Source organism: Botrimarina sp. (assembly GCF_040219535.1).
GTDB lineage: Bacteria > Planctomycetota > Planctomycetia > Pirellulales > Lacipirellulaceae > Botrimarina.
The window spans coordinates 25447-43888 of sequence record NZ_JAVJSH010000011.1; the positions used below are offsets into that span (position 1 = coordinate 25447).

Here is an 18442-nt window from a genome sequence, read left to right on the forward strand (position 1 = left end):
GCGGGTTCACCTTACGGCTGGGGATCGAGCGCGTTGGTTGTGTCGCTGCCGGTGGGCGCATCAATGCCGGAGCGGTCGAGCCTCGGCAGCCGTCTGACGAAGCCATCTGAGACGCCGTACCAATTCGTGCTATCGATCAGCAGCGTGACGGTCCGCATTTCGGTTGTCCAGCCACGCTCCTCGAAATCAAGTCCCTCCTTAACTTTGCCTTGCGGCTTGCCCTCCTGGTCGTAAGCCACTCGCAACTCAACCGTCTGCGGCTCAACGGGGTGGAGGCCACGCGACCAAACTAATCCAACGTTCTTCCCGGCTAGCCGCTCAGTCGCTTGGAAGTTGAAGACCTCGTGTTCGAAGCCGTCGGGGTCGTAACCCAGAAGCTCGTGGTTGAACGGATCGAACAGCTCATCCTGGGGCAGGTATTTGGGCGCAAGCGCGTCTAATGACTCGGGATACACGCCTTCGCGGCGGTGGCAGGCGATCAGGGCGAGCCGAACCAACTCGACGCGCCGCCGCGCTGCGTACGCGAGCTGCTCATGAAACAGTTGCGCCAGGGTTCGATTTTCGATGGTACCCGCGACATCGTGCGAAACGGCGGCGCTCGACCGCGCATGCCGCAGCCACTCGATCCGCTCGGACGTCGGCGCCCGGCGGATCCCTTTCGTCGCGTTGCCCGCGAGAAACTCGTATTCTTGGGTCGCCATGACCAACGCTGTGGCGGTCGGTTCCCACCAAGGTTGCGTCCGAGGACCGGCGACGCGTTCCGAAACGGCGAACACGTCCATCGCCGCCAACCAATCGATCTGGGCGCTGGTAATCACGGCGAGCGCCCGCCCGGCGCGCTCTCGCTCGCCCGGCGCCGACAGCGACGAGTAAGCGAGCCAGCGGAGCGGCGTAGCAGTTCGATCCTCTCTAGCGAGGAACACCGGCGGAGAGTCGCCGCGTAGGACCTCTTCCGCTTGCAGGTACGCGTCCATTACCCGCGCAACGCCCTCACCGACATTGGCCCGCTTGATCGCGCGGATCTCCTGTATGAGTTTGAGAATTTGTTCGGAGACGGCGCTTTGGGCCCAATCGACGGTGGCTTTCCCCAGCAACCAGTCGCCGCGCCACGTGACACTGCCCAACGGCAGTGGCTGCTGCGCGTCGATCCGCCATGCGGCCCCAAGTCGAGCGAGCGCCGGCATAGCATCAGCATTGTCGCTCGCGTCGGAATCGGCCACGCCGTCTAGCAGCACCATGATCAACGAGCCGGAAACACCCCTGAAGGAGGATGCTCCAAACACGTCGCGCGGCAAGCGGCAATCCACCTTGCTCAATTCGATGACCTCTCCAAACCACGCGTCGAGCCGCTTCCCTTCCAGCCCTTCACTGGCCGGTTGAGTAGCGCGAATGCCAAACTCTCCGCCGGAGCCGGGATGCCGCGCCGCAAGGTACTCGCTCAAAAGCCGCCGGTACGCGTCGGCGACCTCTTTGCCCCGCTCGCGGCGCTCGCGGGCCTCTTCGGCGAGCGTGAAGATGTCGCCCCCTTCGTTCGGGAAGAACGAGCCCGCGTAGCCGTGCCGCAGCAGCACGGGGTCGTCGAGCTGAGCGAGCCGCGCCGAGGGGACGCTGCACACGACGATCGCGGTCGGCGCGACCACCAGAGCGGCCGGCGCGAGCCAGTTCTTCCAGCTACTGCGCTCGAACATCCAGTCCCGCGAACGGAGCCAGCCGGCCGCCAACAACAGGGCCGCGATCGGCCCGATGAACCACCCCGGCGGCAGCAGCCAGAAGCCAGTGACTAAGCCCCAAGCCATCACGCCGACCGACGCGACCAGCGCAACCAGGCCCGCGAGCACATCGCTCCGCATCGCGATCGACGCGAGTTGGCCGACCGCATAGGCCAGCAAGCCGGTCAGCCACAGCACCGCGGTCGCGTGCAGGCCGGTCCGCGTTTGATCGACGATGCTCGCCCACAGGCCCTGGGCGCTATTGTTCATCGTGTAGATATTCCCGTACCACAATCTGCCGACATCGAACTCGACGTACACGCCCCAGATGAGAACACCCGCCGTAACGAGTGCTCCAAAGAGGACCAGCGGCGTCAGCCAAACGACCTGCCGCGCGAGCCAGGTGGTCCGCGGGCGGCCGGCGTGCTCGGCGAGGAAGCGGTAGCTCTCGCCGCGTTGGTCGGCTCGGAAGACCAGCGCGCCGTACAGCGCCGGCGTGAAGCCGAGCGACAGCGCGGTCAGCATCGAGGCGGTCTGGCTCCAAACGCCAGAGAATCCGACGATCAACGCCGTCGAAGCGGTCAAGAACGGCCCGAGCACGAGCGCGGCGAGCATCGTCCGCCACGACTGCCGCCAGGTCTGCCAGCACAAGCGGCCGAACGTGGAGCGCCAGGGCCGCCGCTTCGGCGAGTCTGTCGTCGTCGGCTTGGCCGTGGCGCGTGGCCGCCACGATGGCATGGCGGCGGTTCCGCTGTCGAGCCACCGCAGGCCGAGGCCCACGTCGATCACGCCGACCAGCGCGACGATCGCCAGCCGCACGGGCGTGGCGGCTTGGAAATCTTGAAGCGTGAACCCGTGCGCCGAGGGCGCCCACGCGAAGATCGCGAGCTGCGAAGCGACCGAAGCGGCGCCGATGCCCAGCACGGCCGCCAGCAGGGGTTGCCGCACCAGCAACGACGACAGCAGCCCGAACACGAGCGCCTCGGCCAGAAAAACAAACCCCTGCCCCGCGATCGCTCCGCCACGCGGCGCCACGGCGCCCCGGTCGAGCAGGGTCGCGACCGCGACCAACGCGGCGAGCAGCACGAGCGTCACCGCGGCGGCGGCCGCCAGCTTGCCCACCACCAGCGCCGCGCGGTTGCGCGGCAGCGTGCGGAGGAGCGTCACGGTGTTCTCTTCGTGCTCGACGGCGAACACCGTCACGGCCGCCGCGACCGCCATCAAGCAAGCCGCGCCGAAAGCCACCACCAGCCTCACGCCCGGCGGCGCCGACGGCAATGCGAGCGCCGCGTGCGCGAGCATCAACAACACCGCGCCGACCGCGACCGCGATCGCGAGGCCCGTCAGCCGACGGCGCTCCTTCCAGAAGAACCGCCGCGCCAGGCGCCACGTGTCGGGCCGCGTCGCGGCGATCATCGGTTCAGCGGTGGCGGTTTGCATGTCCGGGTATCCCCGCTTCTACTTGGGCGGCGTGTGTTCCGGCCGGGTGGGGTTTTCTTGCTGTGGGAGGGGTCTCCAGACCCCTCCCACAACCAATGGACTACTGATCTTGCACGCCCAACGGCTGTTCAGCCGGCGCTGTCGACGTCGCCTGCGGCTCGGCCGTCATGTACGCGACGAAAAGCTCTTCGAGCGACGGCGTGCGCGACTCCACGGCGACGACCGACCCGTGCCCGCCGATGCGGTCGATCTCCCTCGGGTCCTCCACGTCGCGCAGCAGCGCCTGCCACTGCCGCCCGCGGTGGGTCTGGCGGAGCACGCGGCCCGGCGCGGGGGGGAGCTGGGCGGTGGCCGCGTCGGTCGTGATCGTGACCTCGAACGCGCCGCGTTTGAGTTCGGCCAGCGGGTCCACGGCGACGACCCTCCCGGCCCGCATGATCGCCACTTGGTCGGCGACCCGTTCGACCTCGCCGATCAGGTGGCTCGAGAGCAGCACGGTGCGGCCCTGGGCCGCGATGTCGATCATGCTCTGGAGGAACTCGCGCCGCACGAGCGTGTCGAGGCCGCTGGTCGGCTCGTCGAGCACCAGCAGCTCCGGCTCGTGCGCCATGGCGAGCGACAACGCGACCTTCGCGCGCATGCCCTTGGACATCTTGCCGATCTTCCGCTGGGTCGGCACGCGGTACTGGTCCAGCAGGTTGCGGTAGCGTTGCTCGTAGCCGTCGGCGTAGAAGCCGGCGGTGAACCAGCCGATCTCGGCGGCCGTCATCCACTCGTAGAGGGTGGGCCGCTCGGGCACGTAGCCGACGCGGCGCCGGATCGCCTCGCCGCTGCGGCGGCTGTCGAGACCGAGCACGCCGATCGCGCCGTCGTCGGGCGGGAGCAGGCCGAGCAGCATGCGCACCAGCGTGGTCTTGCCCGCGCCGTTCTCGCCTAGCAGCGCGAAAACGCAGCCGGGCGGCACGTCGAGCGACACGCCGTCGACGGCCGTCGTGCCGCCGAAACGCTTGGTCACCCCCTCGACTCGGATCGTAGGCGTCACGGCGAACCCCTTCGTTGAGAAGCTTGTTTCTTGACCCGCTCGAGCTCGCCCAGGACCAGCGACTCGATCTCGTCCGGCGCGAGGCCCGCGTCGGCCACTTCCCGGAGGGCGGCTTGGACTCGCTCCTTGAGCAACGAACGCCGCTCCGCGCGGCACGCCCGCCGCGCGCCCTCGCAGACCGCCAGCCCCACGCCCGGCGCGGTCTCGACCACGCCGTCGGACTGGAGGTCGCGGTACGCGCGAGCGACCGTGTTCGGGTTCACGGCCAGCTCCCGGGCGAGCTCGCGCACGCTGGGGATCAACTCGCCCGGCGCGAGCGCGCCGTCGGCCACGGCGAACTTCACCTGCCTGGCGATCTGGTCGTAGACCGCGACGCCGTTCGTTGGGTTGACGCGCAGGAACATGGCGGCCGGCGGGGCGAACTAGTGTTCTACTACGGTGGTACAGTACCGGCGAACGCGGGCGGTGTCAACAGCTCGTCTGAGAGTGAACCCCGCGGCGTCAGCGCGGGGGGTCGGCTGCCCGCCGGAACAAGAATCAGACCGTGCCGCCAGGATTGTCGCTGTCCGACTCGCTTGTGAGCAGCAACCGAACCCCGTGACCGAACCAGGCCTCGACTCCTCGGCAGCCGGCAAAGGTTGCGTCCGAAGTCCGAGGGCGGCTAAGCTCGGCGTTACAACTTTTCGGCAACCGCAACTCCCGCCGTCGCTCCCGTGAGCAACGGCCGCTTCTCTTCCCTCCTCGCGGCGGCGCCCCTCGCCGGGCGCGCCGTCGACCCTATCGGAGCAGCGCCATGCGCGGCCTAGCAATCCTTTGCTTTGCGTTAGCGGCTGTAACCACCCTCGCAGCGATTTGGAGCTTGGGGAACGGCCAAGCGGAACGCGATGTGTGGTACAGGATCGGCCTATTCGCGATGCCCGTCGTGCTGCTGATCGGCGGCGTCTCGGCGATGAGGAAGTCGCGCTCAGCGCCGTAGCCGACGACCTGCGAGGCGCGTCCGCACGACGCCACCGGCGGAATGGGAAGCCGCCAACTACGGCGGCTAACGCGAGGCGTCGGCCGCGCGCTCTGCGCGGAACTCCTCGACGGCCCGCACTGTGTCGAGCAGCGATTCGGCGCGGAGCCGCTCCCGCAGGGCTGTCGCGAGCGCCGCGTCCGCCGCCGCGGATTGGGATTGCGCGTTGCTGGAGGCCTGGCTCGCTTCGGATTGGACGGCGCGGGCCGCGGTCAGGCGCTCGCGTAGCCGCGCGAGTTGGCTCTCGAGCTCGGCGACCTCGCGTCCCGCCGCGTCGGCCGCTCCGGCCGCTTCGTCGCGCTGCTTGGCGAGGGCTTGGGCGTGCCGCTCGGCGGCTTCGGCGGCGGCCGTCGCCGCGGCGACTTCGCCGGTCAGCCGCTCTCCGCTGGCCGCGTAGGCTGCGGCCTCGGCGGCGGCCGCGTCGCGCGCGGCCACGGCGGCGTCGTAGGCCCTCGCTGCCTGCGCGGCCGCTTCTCGGCAGCGGTTCACGGCGGCGCGAAGGGGGGCCAGGTCGGGCAAACCGGCGGACTGATTGGCGAGCGTCGCGAGCCGACGCTCGGCAGCGTCGCGCTCTTGGGTCGCTGTGGCGACCGCGTCGGCGAGCTGCTGTGGGTCGGGCCCGGCTTCGTCCAAAGCCTCTGAAGCTTCGCCCTCAGCCACCGCGCCGTCGGCCGCTTCGACCTGCGCCTGGGCGTCGGCCAGGCTTTCGGCCGCGTCGGCCAGCGCGAGTTCCGCTTCGGCGATGCGGGCGTCGTGTTCGGCGTGCTGCTGCTCGGCGGTGGCGAGGGCCCGCTCGGCTTTCTCGAGCTCTCGCGCGGCCGCGTCGCGTGCAGCCTGCTGCTGGGCGAGACCTCCTTCGGCCGCGGTCAGTCGCTCAGCGAGCGTCGGCGGATTGGGCGCCAGCTCGGCAGCGGCGGCTTTGCTCTCGATGTCGATCAAGCGAACCGCGCCGGTCCAGTCGCTGGCGACGACTCGGGCGCCGTCGTGCGTGAAAGCGACCGACAGGCCGATGTCGTCGAGCTTCGCTACTTCGCCTGCGGCGGCGCCGTCGGGCTTCCAGAGCTTCACCGTTTTGTCGCGGCCCGTGCTGACCAAGCGGCCATCCGGCGCGAAAGAGACGGCCATCGCCCCGCCGGGGTGCGCGTCGATCGCTTTGATCGGGGCGCCGTCGGCGCTCCACAGGCGGAGCGCGCCGTCCTCGCTGGTGCTGGCGAGCAGGCCCGCGTCGCGCCGCCACGCGACGGCCGTGACCGCCGCCTTGTGGCCGCGGAGGTCGGCCCGCTCGTGCCCGCCGTCGGCCTGCCACAGCCGCAGGCCGCCTGCCCGGTCGGCCGTTGCGAGCAGCCGCCCATCCGGGCTGTAGGCGAGAGCCGTGATCCAATCCGTGTGCTTCTCGCACGTGTAGAGGGTCTCGCCGTCGGCGACCCGGTAGGCGCGCACCTTCTTGTTCGGTCCTCCAATCGCAACGGCGGCGTTGTCGGCGCGCAGGTCGGCGGCGAGCACCGCGTCGACCTCGTCGCCGACGGTGGCGAGCCGCGCGCCGGACTCGACGTCGTAGAGGGCCGCCGTGCCCGCCGCCGCGGGTCGGCCGCCGGCGACCAGCAAGAGCGAGCCGTCACGGCTGAACCGGACCACCCGGACCGCGCCGTCCAAGTAAGGCAGCACGCCGAGCAACTCGCCCGACGCCACATCGTACAGCGACGCCTGCCGCTGCCACGCCACGGCCGCCACGGCCGCCCACGGGCTGGCGGCGACCGCGTCGACCGGCCCGGGCGTCGGCGCGGTGACAACCGGCTGGCGGAACACCCCGTCGGGCACGGCGGGGTCTTCCGGCTCGCCGATGGGCCCCGCCTCGACGGCGGCGACCGCCGGCTTTCGCGAGGCCTTCGCCTTGGAGTCCTTGTTTTCGAGCAGCCCCCCCTCGATCCACGCGCGGATCACCGCGAGCTGCGCTTCGGGCAGCTTGTCGCCGCCGGGCGGCATCGCGGGCTCCTCTGCGCCGGTGATCAGCAGCCACAAGCGCGAGCCGTCCGGGTCGCCCGGCGCGAGCGACTCGCCGCCGGCGCCGCCGGCGAGCGCGCCGTCGTAGTTGTCCAGCGCGAGGTCGCTCGCCGCGTCGTCCTGGTTGTGGCAACCCGCGCAGTGCTCGCGCAGGATCGGCCTGACGTGATCGTCGAACGTGACCTTCTCGGCGCAAATCGCCGCCGAACCGATCGTCAGAAGGCCGGCGGCGAGCGCTGCGCGTGCCGGGAACGTGTGACTGAGGGGCATCGATTCTCCAAGCTGCGCCGCAACTCGGTCCGACTGTGGGAAGTCAGTTCAATTGGTGGGAGCCCGAAGTCCCCCCACAAAGAACTCGAAGGCTTATCAGTGGTTGAACAAGAACTCTCTCGAATTGAGCAGCGCCCAAAACACGTCGCGTAGCTCCTCGACGGGGCGTGGGGACTCGCCGACGATCGCGAGCAGCTCGCCCCGCTCCTCGTCGGTCGGCCGGCGAGCGAGCGACCGCAGGCAGAGATCTTCGAGAACCTCCTCCGGCGTGCGGCCCTCGTCGAGCAGCCGCTCGATCAGCTTCCCGCCCGCGATCTTGCTGCGCACGGTCGCTCCGTTCATCAGGTGCAGCGCCTGGGAGAGCGTCGGGTCGTCCTTCGCCTCGCAGGCGCAGACGGTCTCTCGTTTGGAGCGGCCGAACGTGGTGAGGAAGTAGTTTCCGGCGCGGCCGTCGGCCAGCTCGGTCGCCCGCGCGCCCAGCGGCAGGTTGGGCAGCTTCTCGGGGGCTTCGGTCGCCTGGCTCAGGCAATCCAGGAGGACCTCGGCCGGCACGCGGCGCGTGTAGGCGTGGGCGAAGTTGCGGCGGTCGCCGGCGTTGGAGTCGTTTGGCTCGCACGACCGCTGGTACGCGTTGCTCGTGGCGATGTCGCGCACCAGCCGCCGCAGGTCGTAGTCGTACTCCACGAACTTCTCGCCGAGCCGCTCGTAGAGAGCCGGGTTGCTCGGCGGGTTGCTGACGCGCACGTCGTCGACGGGCTCGACCACCCCGACGCCGAAGAAGTGCGCCCAAACCCGGTTGGCGACGCTCGTCGCGAAGTACGGGTTCTGCGGCGACGCGACCCACTCGGCGAGCACCCCGCGGCGGTCGCGGCGCTTCGTGTCGGGCTCTTCGCCGCCGAGGAAGCGGGGCTTCACGTTGCGGCCGTCGACCGGGTGCTTCGCCTCGCCCGTGCCGCGGTTGTAGACCATCCACTCCCGGTAGTCGTCGGTCCGCTTGCGGGTGATCTGCGTGAAGAACGCCGTGAACGCGTAGTAGTCGTCCATCGTCCAGCGGTCGAACGGGTGGTTGTGGCACTGGGCGCATTGCAGGCGGATGCCCAGCAGCGACTGGGCCACGTTCTCCGCGATCTTCTTTGGGTCGGGCTCGATCTGATAGAAGTTCGTCGCCGGCGTGTCGAAAGTCGTGCCGCTCGCCGACAAGAGGTCGCGCACCATCTCGTCGAGCGGCCGGCGGGCGGCGATCTGCTCGGTCAGCCACTGCGAGTACAAGAACATCGGCTTGTACTCGACGCGGTTCGGCTCGGTCCGCACCAGCAACAAGTCGGACCACTTTTGCCCCCACAGGTGGTCGAAGCCCGGGTCCTCCAGCAGCCGGTCGATCGCCACCGTGCGGCGGTCCTCCTCGCTGTCGGCGAGGAACGCTTCTAGCTCTTCGACCGTTGGCAAACGTCCGGCGATGTCGATCGTCGCGCGGCGGAGGAACTCCCCGTCGGTCGCGTTGCCGCTCGGGTGGACCCGCAGCGTGCGCAGCTTCGCGTCGACCAGCTCGTCGATGTAGTTGGCGGGCGGCTCTTCGCGGGGCTCGAATGCTTCGTCGGTGGGCAGAACCAGCACCTGCGATCCGACCGTGTGCGTGTCGAACCGCGCGGTGACGAACGCCTCGCCGCGGCGGTCGGAGGTGACCCTGCCCGACGAGTCGATCGCGGCGGACGACTCGTTGCTCGACTGGAAGACCGCCAGGTGGGTCACGTCGCGCGACCGGCCGTCGGAGTATTCGGCGACCGCGACGAACCGCTGCGTCTGCCCGCCCGCGCCGATCGCGGCCGCCGGCGGGTAGAGCGACACGGCGGTGACGGTCGGCGCGTCGCCGAGGTCGCTCGCCGCGCCGTCGGCGATCCACTTCCGGAGTCGGCGGTAGCCCCAGCTGCCCTCGTCGATCAGCTTTCCGCCGGTGTGGGTGACGCCGCCAACGGCCTTCAGCAGCAGCAGGCTCTCTTCCGGCACGGCGAGGTTCAGCCGGCGGTTGACTTGCTCGCGCGTGAGGTTGTGGTGGTCGCTTGCAGGGTCGAAACCGAAGAGCGAAAGCCGGAACCCGTCCTTGCCCCGCGACGCCCCATGGCAGCCGCCCGAGTTGCACCCCGCGCTGGTGAGGATGGGGATCACGTCGTGGCGGAAGCTGACGGGCTCGGCCGAGTCGCCACCACGGGCGAGGGCATCGGCCTCGGCGCGGAGGCCGGCGAACTCGGCGACGACCCGCGCGTGCCCCTCCCCTTCTGCGACGAGCCGGCCGTCGTTGAGCCCGATCGCCTCGGACGGCTCGGCCCCATCGACGACGCGCCAACTCGCCAAGTCCGTCACGTCGATCGTCAGCCCGTCGGCTTGTTTCGCGACGGCGATCACGTGCTGCCAAGCGTCGGCGCCCGACAGCTCCACGTGCGGCGGGTACACGGCCAGCTCCACCAGCCGCGTGGGCGAGGCCTCCTCGGCGGAGGCCGGACGCACCGCGACCGCGACGAGAAGCGGCAGCGAGTATCGGAGCAAGCTCATCGAGCGAGGCCTCGTGGGTTGGCGGCTTGTCGCGAGTCGCCGGGCGCCGGCGGCTCGGCCGGATCGATCCGCAGCTCCGCGTAGCCCTGCGTGTAAACGACCGGCGCGCCGTCGACCGCCAGCCGCACGCGGCACCGCACGCCGCGGTGGCGCCCGGGTTTCGCGTCGGCCGCGACGGTGATCGGCACGTCGGCGGCCTCGGCGCCCTCAGCGATCTCCACCGCCGGTGCGCTCGCGCCGGGCGGCAGGCCGATCAACTCCAAAGTGGCCACGCCCTCGAACCCTTTGCGCGGCGTGATCCCGATCGCCATCGTGGCCGATTCTCCCTGGCGTGTGGTGACGGTCGGAACCGCCACATCGAAGTAAGGCTCGGCCACCGCCAGGGAGACAAACCCGCTGGAGGCCCACAACCGGCCCCCGACGTTGGCCTCGGCCGTGACGACAATCGGCCACTCGCCGGTCTTCGCCTTGTCGTTCGCGGTCACCGGGATCATCACTTCGGTCTGGCCCTTCGCGATCGAACGCGACCGGTTCGAAGACACGCCCGGCGAGTGGTAGAGCATCAGCACGCGGATCGGCGCGTCGAAGCCCTCCGCCCGCTCGGCGGTCACCCGCAGCTCGGTCGATCCCCCGCGGCACAGCGGCGCTTTCGGCGGGTCGATCGCGACCGAGAAGGGCGCCGGCTCGGTGACCGCTACCGCCACCCGGTCGGCGAAGTGGCTCCAGACGGCCCGGTTGTTGCGTCCTCGGACGAGCCAGGTCTGCTGCTCGAAACGCGCAGCGATCGACGCGTCGACAGGCGGGTCGCCTGCCCCTTCCGCGGTGTCGCCCGACGCCACCCGCGGCCGAGCCAGCGCGCCCGCCAGCGGAGCGTCGGCCGCCGCGTGAAAGACCACCGGCACACGGTTGTAATCGGCCGCCAGCGGGAAGCACTCCGCGGTCACGCCCGGCGGCAGGTTATCGAAGGCGAACTGGAGCGGGCCGCGCGTGTCGCGCCGGGTGACCGTCCACAGCACAGCGGTCTTGCCGCCACGCGGCGTGTCGACCGTGGTTGCCTCGAAGCGGCGACGCTCGGCCAGAGTCAGCTCGACCTCCGGCGCCGGCGGGCTCGCCTCGAGGGCGTAGGTGCTCGACGCTCCGCCCCGCTTCAGTCGGTCTTCGACCTGCGCGAAGTACTCGCCGTCGGCCGGCGCGGTGAAGCGGATCGTCGGGTCGGGGTCGCCACGGTCGTCGTCGGCGCCCGCCAACCGCTTGCCGCTCGAGTCGAACAGTCGCAGCACCCCGTCTAGCGGCGAGCGCAGCTCCCGCGCGCGGACCCGCAGGTCGATCACTTGGCCCTTCGTTGCGGTGAATCGCCAAAAGTCCGTGTCGCCCGGCTTGCCGATCACCCCGACCGCTACGCCCGGCGCCGGCGTTGGTGTCGCGTCCGGCCGGCCGTCGTTCGGTTCGGCTTCGGGTGTCGGCGGCTCGCTCGAGAGCAGCACCGGCGCGCCGCTGGGCGCGACGCCGCGGTCGTCGACCGCGTACGCATCGACCACCCGGCCCGCCTCGTTCGGCGCGGTCCAGGGGGCCGACCACCGCTCGCCCGACGCCTCGACCCATTCGAGCCGGACGTCGGCGCCGGCCTGCACGGCCGGGGGGAAGACCGCTTCGGGCCGAGGAAAGTCGCCCACGTGCAGCAGGTACGAGGAGCGGTCGTCGCCGCGGTAGGCCGATTCGCGGACCCGCACGTAGACCCGCCCCGCCGCCCCGGCCGTGTGGGTCAGGTAGGGGTCGGAGTAGGCGGTGGTGCGGTCGTCGTTCTCCGCGAGCGGCGCGCCGTTCGCGTCGAGCAACTCAACGACCGGGTCGAAGAACGTGCGGCCGAGCCGCAAGCCCTCGACCTCCACGCTCAGCCGCTGGCCCTCGACCAGGTCGACGGCGAACACGTCCTCATCCTCGCGCTTCACCACGCCGTCGACGACCCGGTCGCAGGCGATCGCCTGCGCGGTCTCGACCGTGTTGTTCGGCTCCTGTTCGTCGACACGCTCGAGCGCGCCCACGTGGAGCGTGACCAGGTTGCTGAACCCGCTAGCCGTGCGGACGCGCACCGCGTGGCGGCCTAATTCGCACCGCTCGTCGATGGCGAGGGTGGCCTTCACGGCGTTGTCATCGACCCGCTCGAGCTTCTCGACCACCACGCCCGGCTCGTAGAGCACCAGCTCTTGCGGCTCGACGCCGACCCGCGCGCCGCGGATCAGCACGGCCTGGTCGGCGCCGCGGCGCACGCCCTGCGGCTCGAGCCGATCGATCTGCGGATCGGCCGCCAACGCCACGGCGCCGGCAAGCAGCAGCGCCGTCGCGCTCAAGGCTCGGACCAAGACAGACTCCACTCGGACACCTCGGTGTGGCAGGGGCGGGGCGGTGGCGGCAGGGGGCCGCAGCGGCCCGACGGCTACGCGAGCAACTCGTCGCGTACGCGACCGCCTTTGACGATCTCGATCGGGCGGTCGCCCGGCGCGATCAGTTCCTTCGCTGCGGGGATGCCGAGCAAGTGGAACACCGTGGTCGCCAGGTCCTCGGGCGAGACCGGCGTGTCCTCGGGCTCGGTGGCCGTCGGGCCCGACGAGCCGACGACCTCGCCCCGCCGCACGCCGCCGCCGGCCAGCGCGACGCTGAACACCTTCGACCAGTGGTCGCGGCCCGCGTCGGCGTTGACCTTCGGCGTGCGGCCGAACTCCGACGACACCATGACGAGCGTCTCGTCCAGCAGGCCACGCTCCTCCAGGTCGAGCACCAGCGTGCTGAACGCCTGGTCGAACGCCGGCGTCAGGCGCCGCATGTTGCTGGTGATCTGTTGGTGGTGGTCCCAGCCGCCGTAGGTGAGCGCCACGTACCGCGCGCCGGCCTCCGCCAGGCGCCGCGCGAGCAGCATCCGCTGGCCGGCCTGGTTGCGTCCGTACCGATTGCGGACCGCGTCGGGCTCCTTCTTGAGGTTGAACGCCTCGCGCGCCGCGGGCGAGCCGATGAGGTCTTTGGCCCGCTCGTAGAACGCGTCCATCGCGGCGACCGCGTCGGAGTCGGCCCGCGCGGTGAACGCGCGGTTGACCGCCTCGAGCGCCTTCAGCCGGCGGTGGTAGCGCTCGTCGGACACGCCCTCGGGCAGGTTCAGGTCGCGGACCTCGAAGTTGGCCTGCGCGGGGTCGCCGCCGACGCTGAAGGGGGCGAAGGCCGAGTTCAGGTAGCCCGCCCCGCCGAACGCGGTCACCTCACCGGGGATCGCGATGTACGGCGGCAGGTTCTTGCGCGGCCCGTACTCGTGGCTGACCACACTGCCGAGGCTCGGGTACAGCAGCGCCGGGCTCGGCCGGTAGCCGGTCAGCATGTTGTGCTGGCCGCGTTCGTGGGCGGCTTCGCCGTGCGTCATCGACCGGACGACGGTCAGGCGGTCGGCGATCTTCGCGGTGTGGTCGAGCAGCTCACCAAACCGCACGCCGGGCAGCTTGGTGGCGACCGAGCCGAGCTCGCCGCGGTACTCGATCGGCGCCTCGGGCTTCGGGTCCCAAGACTCCTGCGCCGAGAGGCCGCCCGTCAAATAGATGTGGATGACGCTCTTGGCCCGCACCGGCGGCGCGGAGTAGCGGTTGGCGGCGGCTTGGCTGGGGCTGGGAACCAGGAGCCCCCCCAGTTGCACGCCGAGCCCGGCGAGGCCGGCCCTAGCGAGGAAGTCGCGGCGGTCCAGCGGCCGCCAGTCGAGCGAGAGCATGTCGTCGCCTCAGCGAAGGAAAATCGGTGGGGAATCCGCGGCGAACGGCGTCAGAGTTTACCAACGCCGCCGCGCTTGTTCACGCAGTGAAACCCCATCGTTTCGCAATCCAGAGGATTTAAGGCGCGTCAATCTCGGTCGGCCGGGCGCTCTGGTGGAAGCTCGGAACCCCTCCGGGTCGCCGCGAACCCAGGGGCCGGGCGGCCTGTCAGCAGCCACAACCCGCCACCGCGAACGATGAGCACTACCACCCGAGCCGCCGATCACGCCTCGCTCGCCAAGCCCTTGGCGCCGGAAGACGTGCGCGCCGGCGACTACGTGGCGGTGCTCGACGAGGAGCTGCAGTGGTGCGCGGCCAACTGGTACTGCGACCCGCCGCCGCACGGCGAGCGGGTGATCCACGTGCGCCTGCGTCCCCGCGAGGCGGCGCCGCCGCTGCGGGTGCTCGACGCGTGCCTGCCGTTCGTGTTTGTCGAGCCGCCCGACGGCGCGGGCTACACGCTCGACCTCCGTGCCGTGCGCCTCGCGCGGCTGGACAAGGGCTACGCCCGCCGCGTCGTCAAAGCGATGCGTGGCGTCGCGCGGTCGAGCGGTAAGAATCGCAGCAAGCGGTAGTTGGGGGGCGCCGCCGACCGGTCGGCGGCGCCTCTTTCACTCTTCACGCCGCTTTCACACCACTACCCCACTGCGCCGGCCCCGGTCCGCGCGGCGATCAACTCGTCGAGCTCTTGCTTCAGCCGCACGAGGACCTCGTCGTAGCCGAAGCGGCCGAGTTCTTGCTCGCCGCGCTTGAGGTTCACGTAGTTCGGGCCGCACCACAGGCCGAGGTCGGCGTCGTCGGTCTCGCCGGGGCCGTTCACGCGGCAGCCCATTACGGCGATCGTGATCGCGTGGTCGCGGGCGTAGTGGGTCATCTCCTTGACCTGCTCCGCCAGATCGACGAACGCTTCGTTCTCGACGCGGCTGCAGCTCGGGCAGCTGATGATGTTCATCGTCGGCAGGCCGTAGTCGACCACGCTGCGTGTCCGCCCCGCGTGGATGTCGGCGACGATCTTCCGGCCGGCCTCGATCTCCTCGAACTTGCGGTGGTTGGGCACGGTCAGCGAAACACGCAGCGTGTCGCCGATCCCCTTAGAGATCAGTTGCTCGAACGCGATCCGGGTCTTGATCACGCCCTCGGGCGGGATGCCCGCTTCGGTCACGCCCAGGTGCAGCGGCACGTCGGGGCGCGCCTCGGCGAAGCGGGTGTTGGCCTCGATCACGTGCTTCGGGTCGCTGTCCTTGAGCGACACGCAGTAGCGCGTGAAGCCGAGCTCGTCCAGCCACGCGCAGTGGTCGAGCGCCGACTCGAGCATCGGACCGACCGCGTCGGTCGGCGGGTACTTCTCTTTCTTGGCCGGGTCGACGCTGCCGCAGTTCACGCCCACCCGGATCGCGCAGTCGTTGTCCCGCGCCACGCCGACCAAGTACTCGACCTTGTCTTGCCACGGCTTGTCACGCTCGTGGTGGTACAGGTGGCCCGGGTTGTAGCGGATCTTGTCCACGTGCGGCGCGACGACCTCCGCCAGGCGGTAGTTCTCTTGCAGGTCGACCGACAGGTTCGCGGTGGTCTGCTTGCGGATCTCGGCCAGGGCCGCCGCGTCGGGCTTGCTGTCGACCGCCACCCGCACCACGTCCGCCCCCACGCCCGGCCCCCCTTCGGCCATCAGGTTCACCAGCGCGACGGTCGCGTCGACGTCCTGCGTGCGTGTGGCGGTCATCGACTGCACGGCGATCGGGTGGCCGTCGCCGATGGTGACCGAGCCGATGCGAACGGGCCGGGTCGGGTTGCGTTTAATCTCGATCATTTTCTTTGGCAGTCTCGCCTGTCGCACATGGGAGCCACGAAGGCCTCAAGCCACCCCGTCCCAAAGGGCCGAGCCGACGCGGACGATCGTCGCGCCTTCGAGTATCGCCTCTTCGAGGTCGCCCGACATGCCCATCGACAGGGTAGCCAGCGGCCGCGCTCCGGTGGCGTGTCGATCGCGGAGCTCGCGGAGGTCGGCGAAGTTCCGCCGGGCCACGTCCGGCCCCCCTTCGCGGGCGGCCATCGCCATCAAGCCCTGGGCTTCGACGTGCTCTCGCCCGCTGAGTTCCTCAAGAACCGCAGGGAGCTCGTCCGGCGAGAAGCCGTGTTTCTCTGCGTCGCCGGAGATGTTCACCTCCAGGAGGATCGGCAGCCGCTTGCCGTGCCCGCCAGCCGCCCCGTCGACGGCCCGCAGCAGGCGGAGCGAGTCGATGCTGTCGATGGCGGCCGCTACGCCGACGGTCCGGTCCGCTTTGTTCCGCTGCAGGTGGCCGATCAGCCGCCAAGCGATCGGCAAGCCCGCCAGCTCCGGCGCGGCGGCCTTCTCCCAAAGCTGTTGGGGGCGGGCCTCCCCCAGGTCGCTGCAGCCGGCCCGCACCAGCGCGGCGGTCGCCGCGGCGCCGACGTACTTCGTCACGCCGACGAGCGTCACCTCGTCGGACGAGCGGCCAGCGGCGTCGCACGCGCGGGCGATCCGCTCGAGCACGGCTTGGAGGTTTCTCTGTACGAGGCTGTCGAGTTCGCCTGGCTGCATGTCGATCCCATCGCAAGGCGGCTCCGCCGGCGCCCCGCCGGCGGTCAGTCCTCCTCGCCCCCCTCGATCTCGAGGTACTCGTCGATCGTGCCGTCCGGCGCGACGAATCGGCCGACAAGGGCCTCGCTCGACAGGTTCTGCCCGAGCACCGTCCTATTACCCGCCGGCGTGAGCGAGCGATAAACCAGCCACTGCTGCTTCGCCGCTTGCACGCGGTAAGCCACCGCCACGTCGGACGACACGTTCTTCAGCGACTCGGCCACGGTCAGCCGCCGCCACGTGCGTTGCTTCGCGAAGCGTTTCGGGGCGAAGTCGATCCACAGGTGCGACGCGATATTCAGCCCTTCGTGCTCGCGCGTCAGCAACAGCGACCCGCCCTCGGCGGTCAGCTCGCCGCCGCGCGGGTCGTCGCGCCACTCGGCCAGGGACAGCGGCACGAGGCCGGCGACCGCTTCGCCGTCGGCGGTGAGCACCGCGTCGCGGGTCTCTCGCTCGGGACGCAGCGACACGCCCTCGCCCAGGGGCAGGCGCGAGGCCAGGCGGAGCTTCGAGGGCGCCTCGCGGCCCGACAAGAACACGTCGGCCAAGAAGCCGACACCGTCCTCGCGGGCGAGGAAGAACTGCCGCTCGAGTGTGCCGCCGCCCTCGAGCTGCAGCGCGAGCTCTAGGTAGTCGCACTCCTCATCGGAATACCAACACTGGCAGTCCCAAGTGTCGTCGATGGCCGTGCGCTGGCCGTCGACCTCGACCTCGACCGGCCACTCGCCGGCGATCAGTCTCTGCTTGCCGCTGTAGACCTCGACACGGCAGGACGCGTCCGGGTGGGCCACCACGATGCGCGGCGCCTTGTCGCGCCAGCCGCTGGCGAGCACTCCCAGCTCGGCCCACTCCGAGTGGTTCGACGGGCTGGGGGGCTCGAAGGAGTCGTCGCCGCGGAACCGGCGGAGCCGCTCCACCGCGGCCGACTCGTCCGACGGGTCGCCCCCAGCGGCGAGCGCCGCCCGCAGCAGCTCCGCCGCGCCGGCGAGCGGTTCGGCGGTGAAGGCCAGGCGGCCTTCGCGGTCGGCGATCCGCAGCGCTTGGCGGGCCAGCCACTCGTACTGCAATTGGGCGTCGGCCGACCACGGCTTGCGGCCCCCGGCCGCGGCCAGGCAGCGGGTCCAGCACGCGATGAGCAGCGAAGCGGCGGCGCCGTCGATCCACAGTTGCGCCGCGAGCAGCCCCTCGCCATCGGTCAGCCCCTCCAGCCCATCGGACAACGCGTCGCGCGACGGCGCCGCGAGTTCTTCCAGAGGGCGGAGCTCCGATAGGTGGCGGCTCAGCACGAGCGGCAACTCGCCCGCGAGCAATTGGCCGACGACGACCCGGTCGGGCTCGTCCGCGTCGGCCGGCGGCGCGTTGGCGGCTTCTTCGGCCAGATGGCGGAGGGCCTCGACCAGGCGCCACCAGTCCTCCGCGTCGAGCAGCCCGGCGAGCCTCGGCGCCGCGTCGGCTAGCGCGAGGGCCTCGAGTGCGGCCAGCGGCGTCAGCTCGCCGGCCGAACCACCGAACCACCGGCCGAGGGCGTCCGTCGCGTCCGACTCGTCGCGGGCCTGCCGCAGAGAGTCGATCCACTGCGTGAGCCGCTCGCTTTCGGCCGCCTTGAGGCCCCAGCATAGCCGCGCGGGATCGGAGGCCCGGTCGTCGCTACGCTGGGCCAGGTGCTCGCGCCACGCGGTCCAGGCGGCCTCGTGGTCGCCGCGGCGCCACGCTTCGCGCACCGCCGACGGCGCCGAGTTCCGCCACAGCGCCTTGGCGTCGAGTCCCCTGAGCGAGCCCGTCGCTTCAGAGAAAGGCTCGTTGGTCACTTCCGATTCGCGGGACGAGAGAGCAGGCGTAGCCGTGGGCGCCATAGCGATCCTTCGGGTGATGGCGGTAACATGCGGCCGAGCGAGGCGGCGTCGACCAGGCAGCGCCGCGTCAGGCGCCGATCCCTTTCACATCAGGCGAAGCGGTTAATGGATGCTTCCCTTATCACCGCGACACGACGGCACGCTCTCTTCGGGGCCCGCAGCCGCGTCGCGCCGCGAGTGT

The 18442-nt window shown here is 70.7% G+C and carries 11 protein-coding genes; 1 reads left to right on the forward strand and 10 read right to left on the reverse strand.

Going from position 1 to position 18442, the window contains the following annotated elements; genetic code table 11:
- Window positions 1–11: 11 nt before the first annotated feature.
- The 7 genes from RIC11_RS03795 to RIC11_RS03825 all read right to left on the reverse strand — a co-directional run bounded on the left by RIC11_RS03795 (window position 12) and on the right by RIC11_RS03825 (window position 13769).
- Entirely contained in the window at window positions 12–3149 is a 3138-nt protein-coding gene (locus RIC11_RS03795; protein WP_350208529.1) for an ABC transporter permease, read from the reverse strand.
- Between the two features lie 100 nt (window positions 3150–3249).
- On the reverse strand, window positions 3250–4191 hold the full coding sequence (locus RIC11_RS03800; RefSeq protein ID WP_350208531.1) for an ABC transporter ATP-binding protein: 942 nt from the start codon (window positions 4189–4191) through the stop codon (window positions 3250–3252).
- Complete coding sequence (locus RIC11_RS03805; RefSeq protein ID WP_350208533.1) at window positions 4188–4595, reverse strand: GntR family transcriptional regulator; 408 nt, start codon at window positions 4593–4595, stop codon at window positions 4188–4190. The genes RIC11_RS03800 and RIC11_RS03805 overlap by 4 nt, the downstream gene beginning before the upstream one ends.
- Window positions 4596–5233: 638 nt before the next feature.
- On the reverse strand, window positions 5234–7477 hold the full coding sequence (locus RIC11_RS03810) for a c-type cytochrome domain-containing protein (RefSeq protein ID WP_350208535.1): 2244 nt from the start codon (window positions 7475–7477) through the stop codon (window positions 5234–5236).
- Window positions 7478–7573: 96 nt separating this feature from the next.
- Window positions 7574–10024 (reverse strand): DUF1549 domain-containing protein, encoded by a 2451-nt coding sequence (locus RIC11_RS03815; protein ID WP_350208537.1) that lies wholly within the window; start codon window positions 10022–10024, stop codon window positions 7574–7576.
- On the reverse strand, window positions 10021–12384 hold the full coding sequence (locus RIC11_RS03820) for a PPC domain-containing protein (RefSeq protein WP_350208539.1): 2364 nt from the start codon (window positions 12382–12384) through the stop codon (window positions 10021–10023). The genes RIC11_RS03815 and RIC11_RS03820 overlap by 4 nt, the downstream gene beginning before the upstream one ends.
- Before the next feature lie 74 nt (window positions 12385–12458).
- Window positions 12459–13769: a DUF1501 domain-containing protein gene (locus RIC11_RS03825; protein WP_350208541.1), complete on the reverse strand. Its 1311-nt coding sequence runs from the start codon at window positions 13767–13769 to the stop codon at window positions 12459–12461.
- A gap of 237 nt (window positions 13770–14006) precedes the next feature.
- Between RIC11_RS03825 and RIC11_RS03830 the strand changes: the two genes are divergently transcribed.
- On the forward strand, window positions 14007–14384 hold the full coding sequence (locus RIC11_RS03830) for a hypothetical protein (protein ID WP_350208543.1): 378 nt from the start codon (window positions 14007–14009) through the stop codon (window positions 14382–14384).
- A 62-nt stretch (window positions 14385–14446) separates the two neighbouring features.
- Here RIC11_RS03830 and RIC11_RS03835 read toward each other — a convergent pair whose 3' ends face one another.
- Genes RIC11_RS03835 through RIC11_RS03845 form a run of 3 tightly spaced genes read right to left on the reverse strand, consistent with a single transcriptional unit; the run spans window position 14447 to window position 18261 of the window.
- Window positions 14447–15616, reverse strand: coding sequence for a flavodoxin/ferredoxin-dependent (E)-4-hydroxy-3-methylbut-2-enyl-diphosphate synthase (locus tag RIC11_RS03835; protein WP_350208545.1), 1170 nt, complete (start codon window positions 15614–15616; stop codon window positions 14447–14449).
- A 45-nt stretch (window positions 15617–15661) separates the two neighbouring features.
- Window positions 15662–16369, reverse strand: a complete 708-nt coding sequence (locus RIC11_RS03840) for a YggS family pyridoxal phosphate-dependent enzyme (protein ID WP_350208546.1) — start codon at window positions 16367–16369, stop codon at window positions 15662–15664.
- 44 nt (window positions 16370–16413) lie between these two features.
- Window positions 16414–18261 (reverse strand): hypothetical protein, encoded by a 1848-nt coding sequence (locus tag RIC11_RS03845; protein WP_350208548.1) that lies wholly within the window; start codon window positions 18259–18261, stop codon window positions 16414–16416.
- Window positions 18262–18442: the final 181 nt, after the last annotated feature.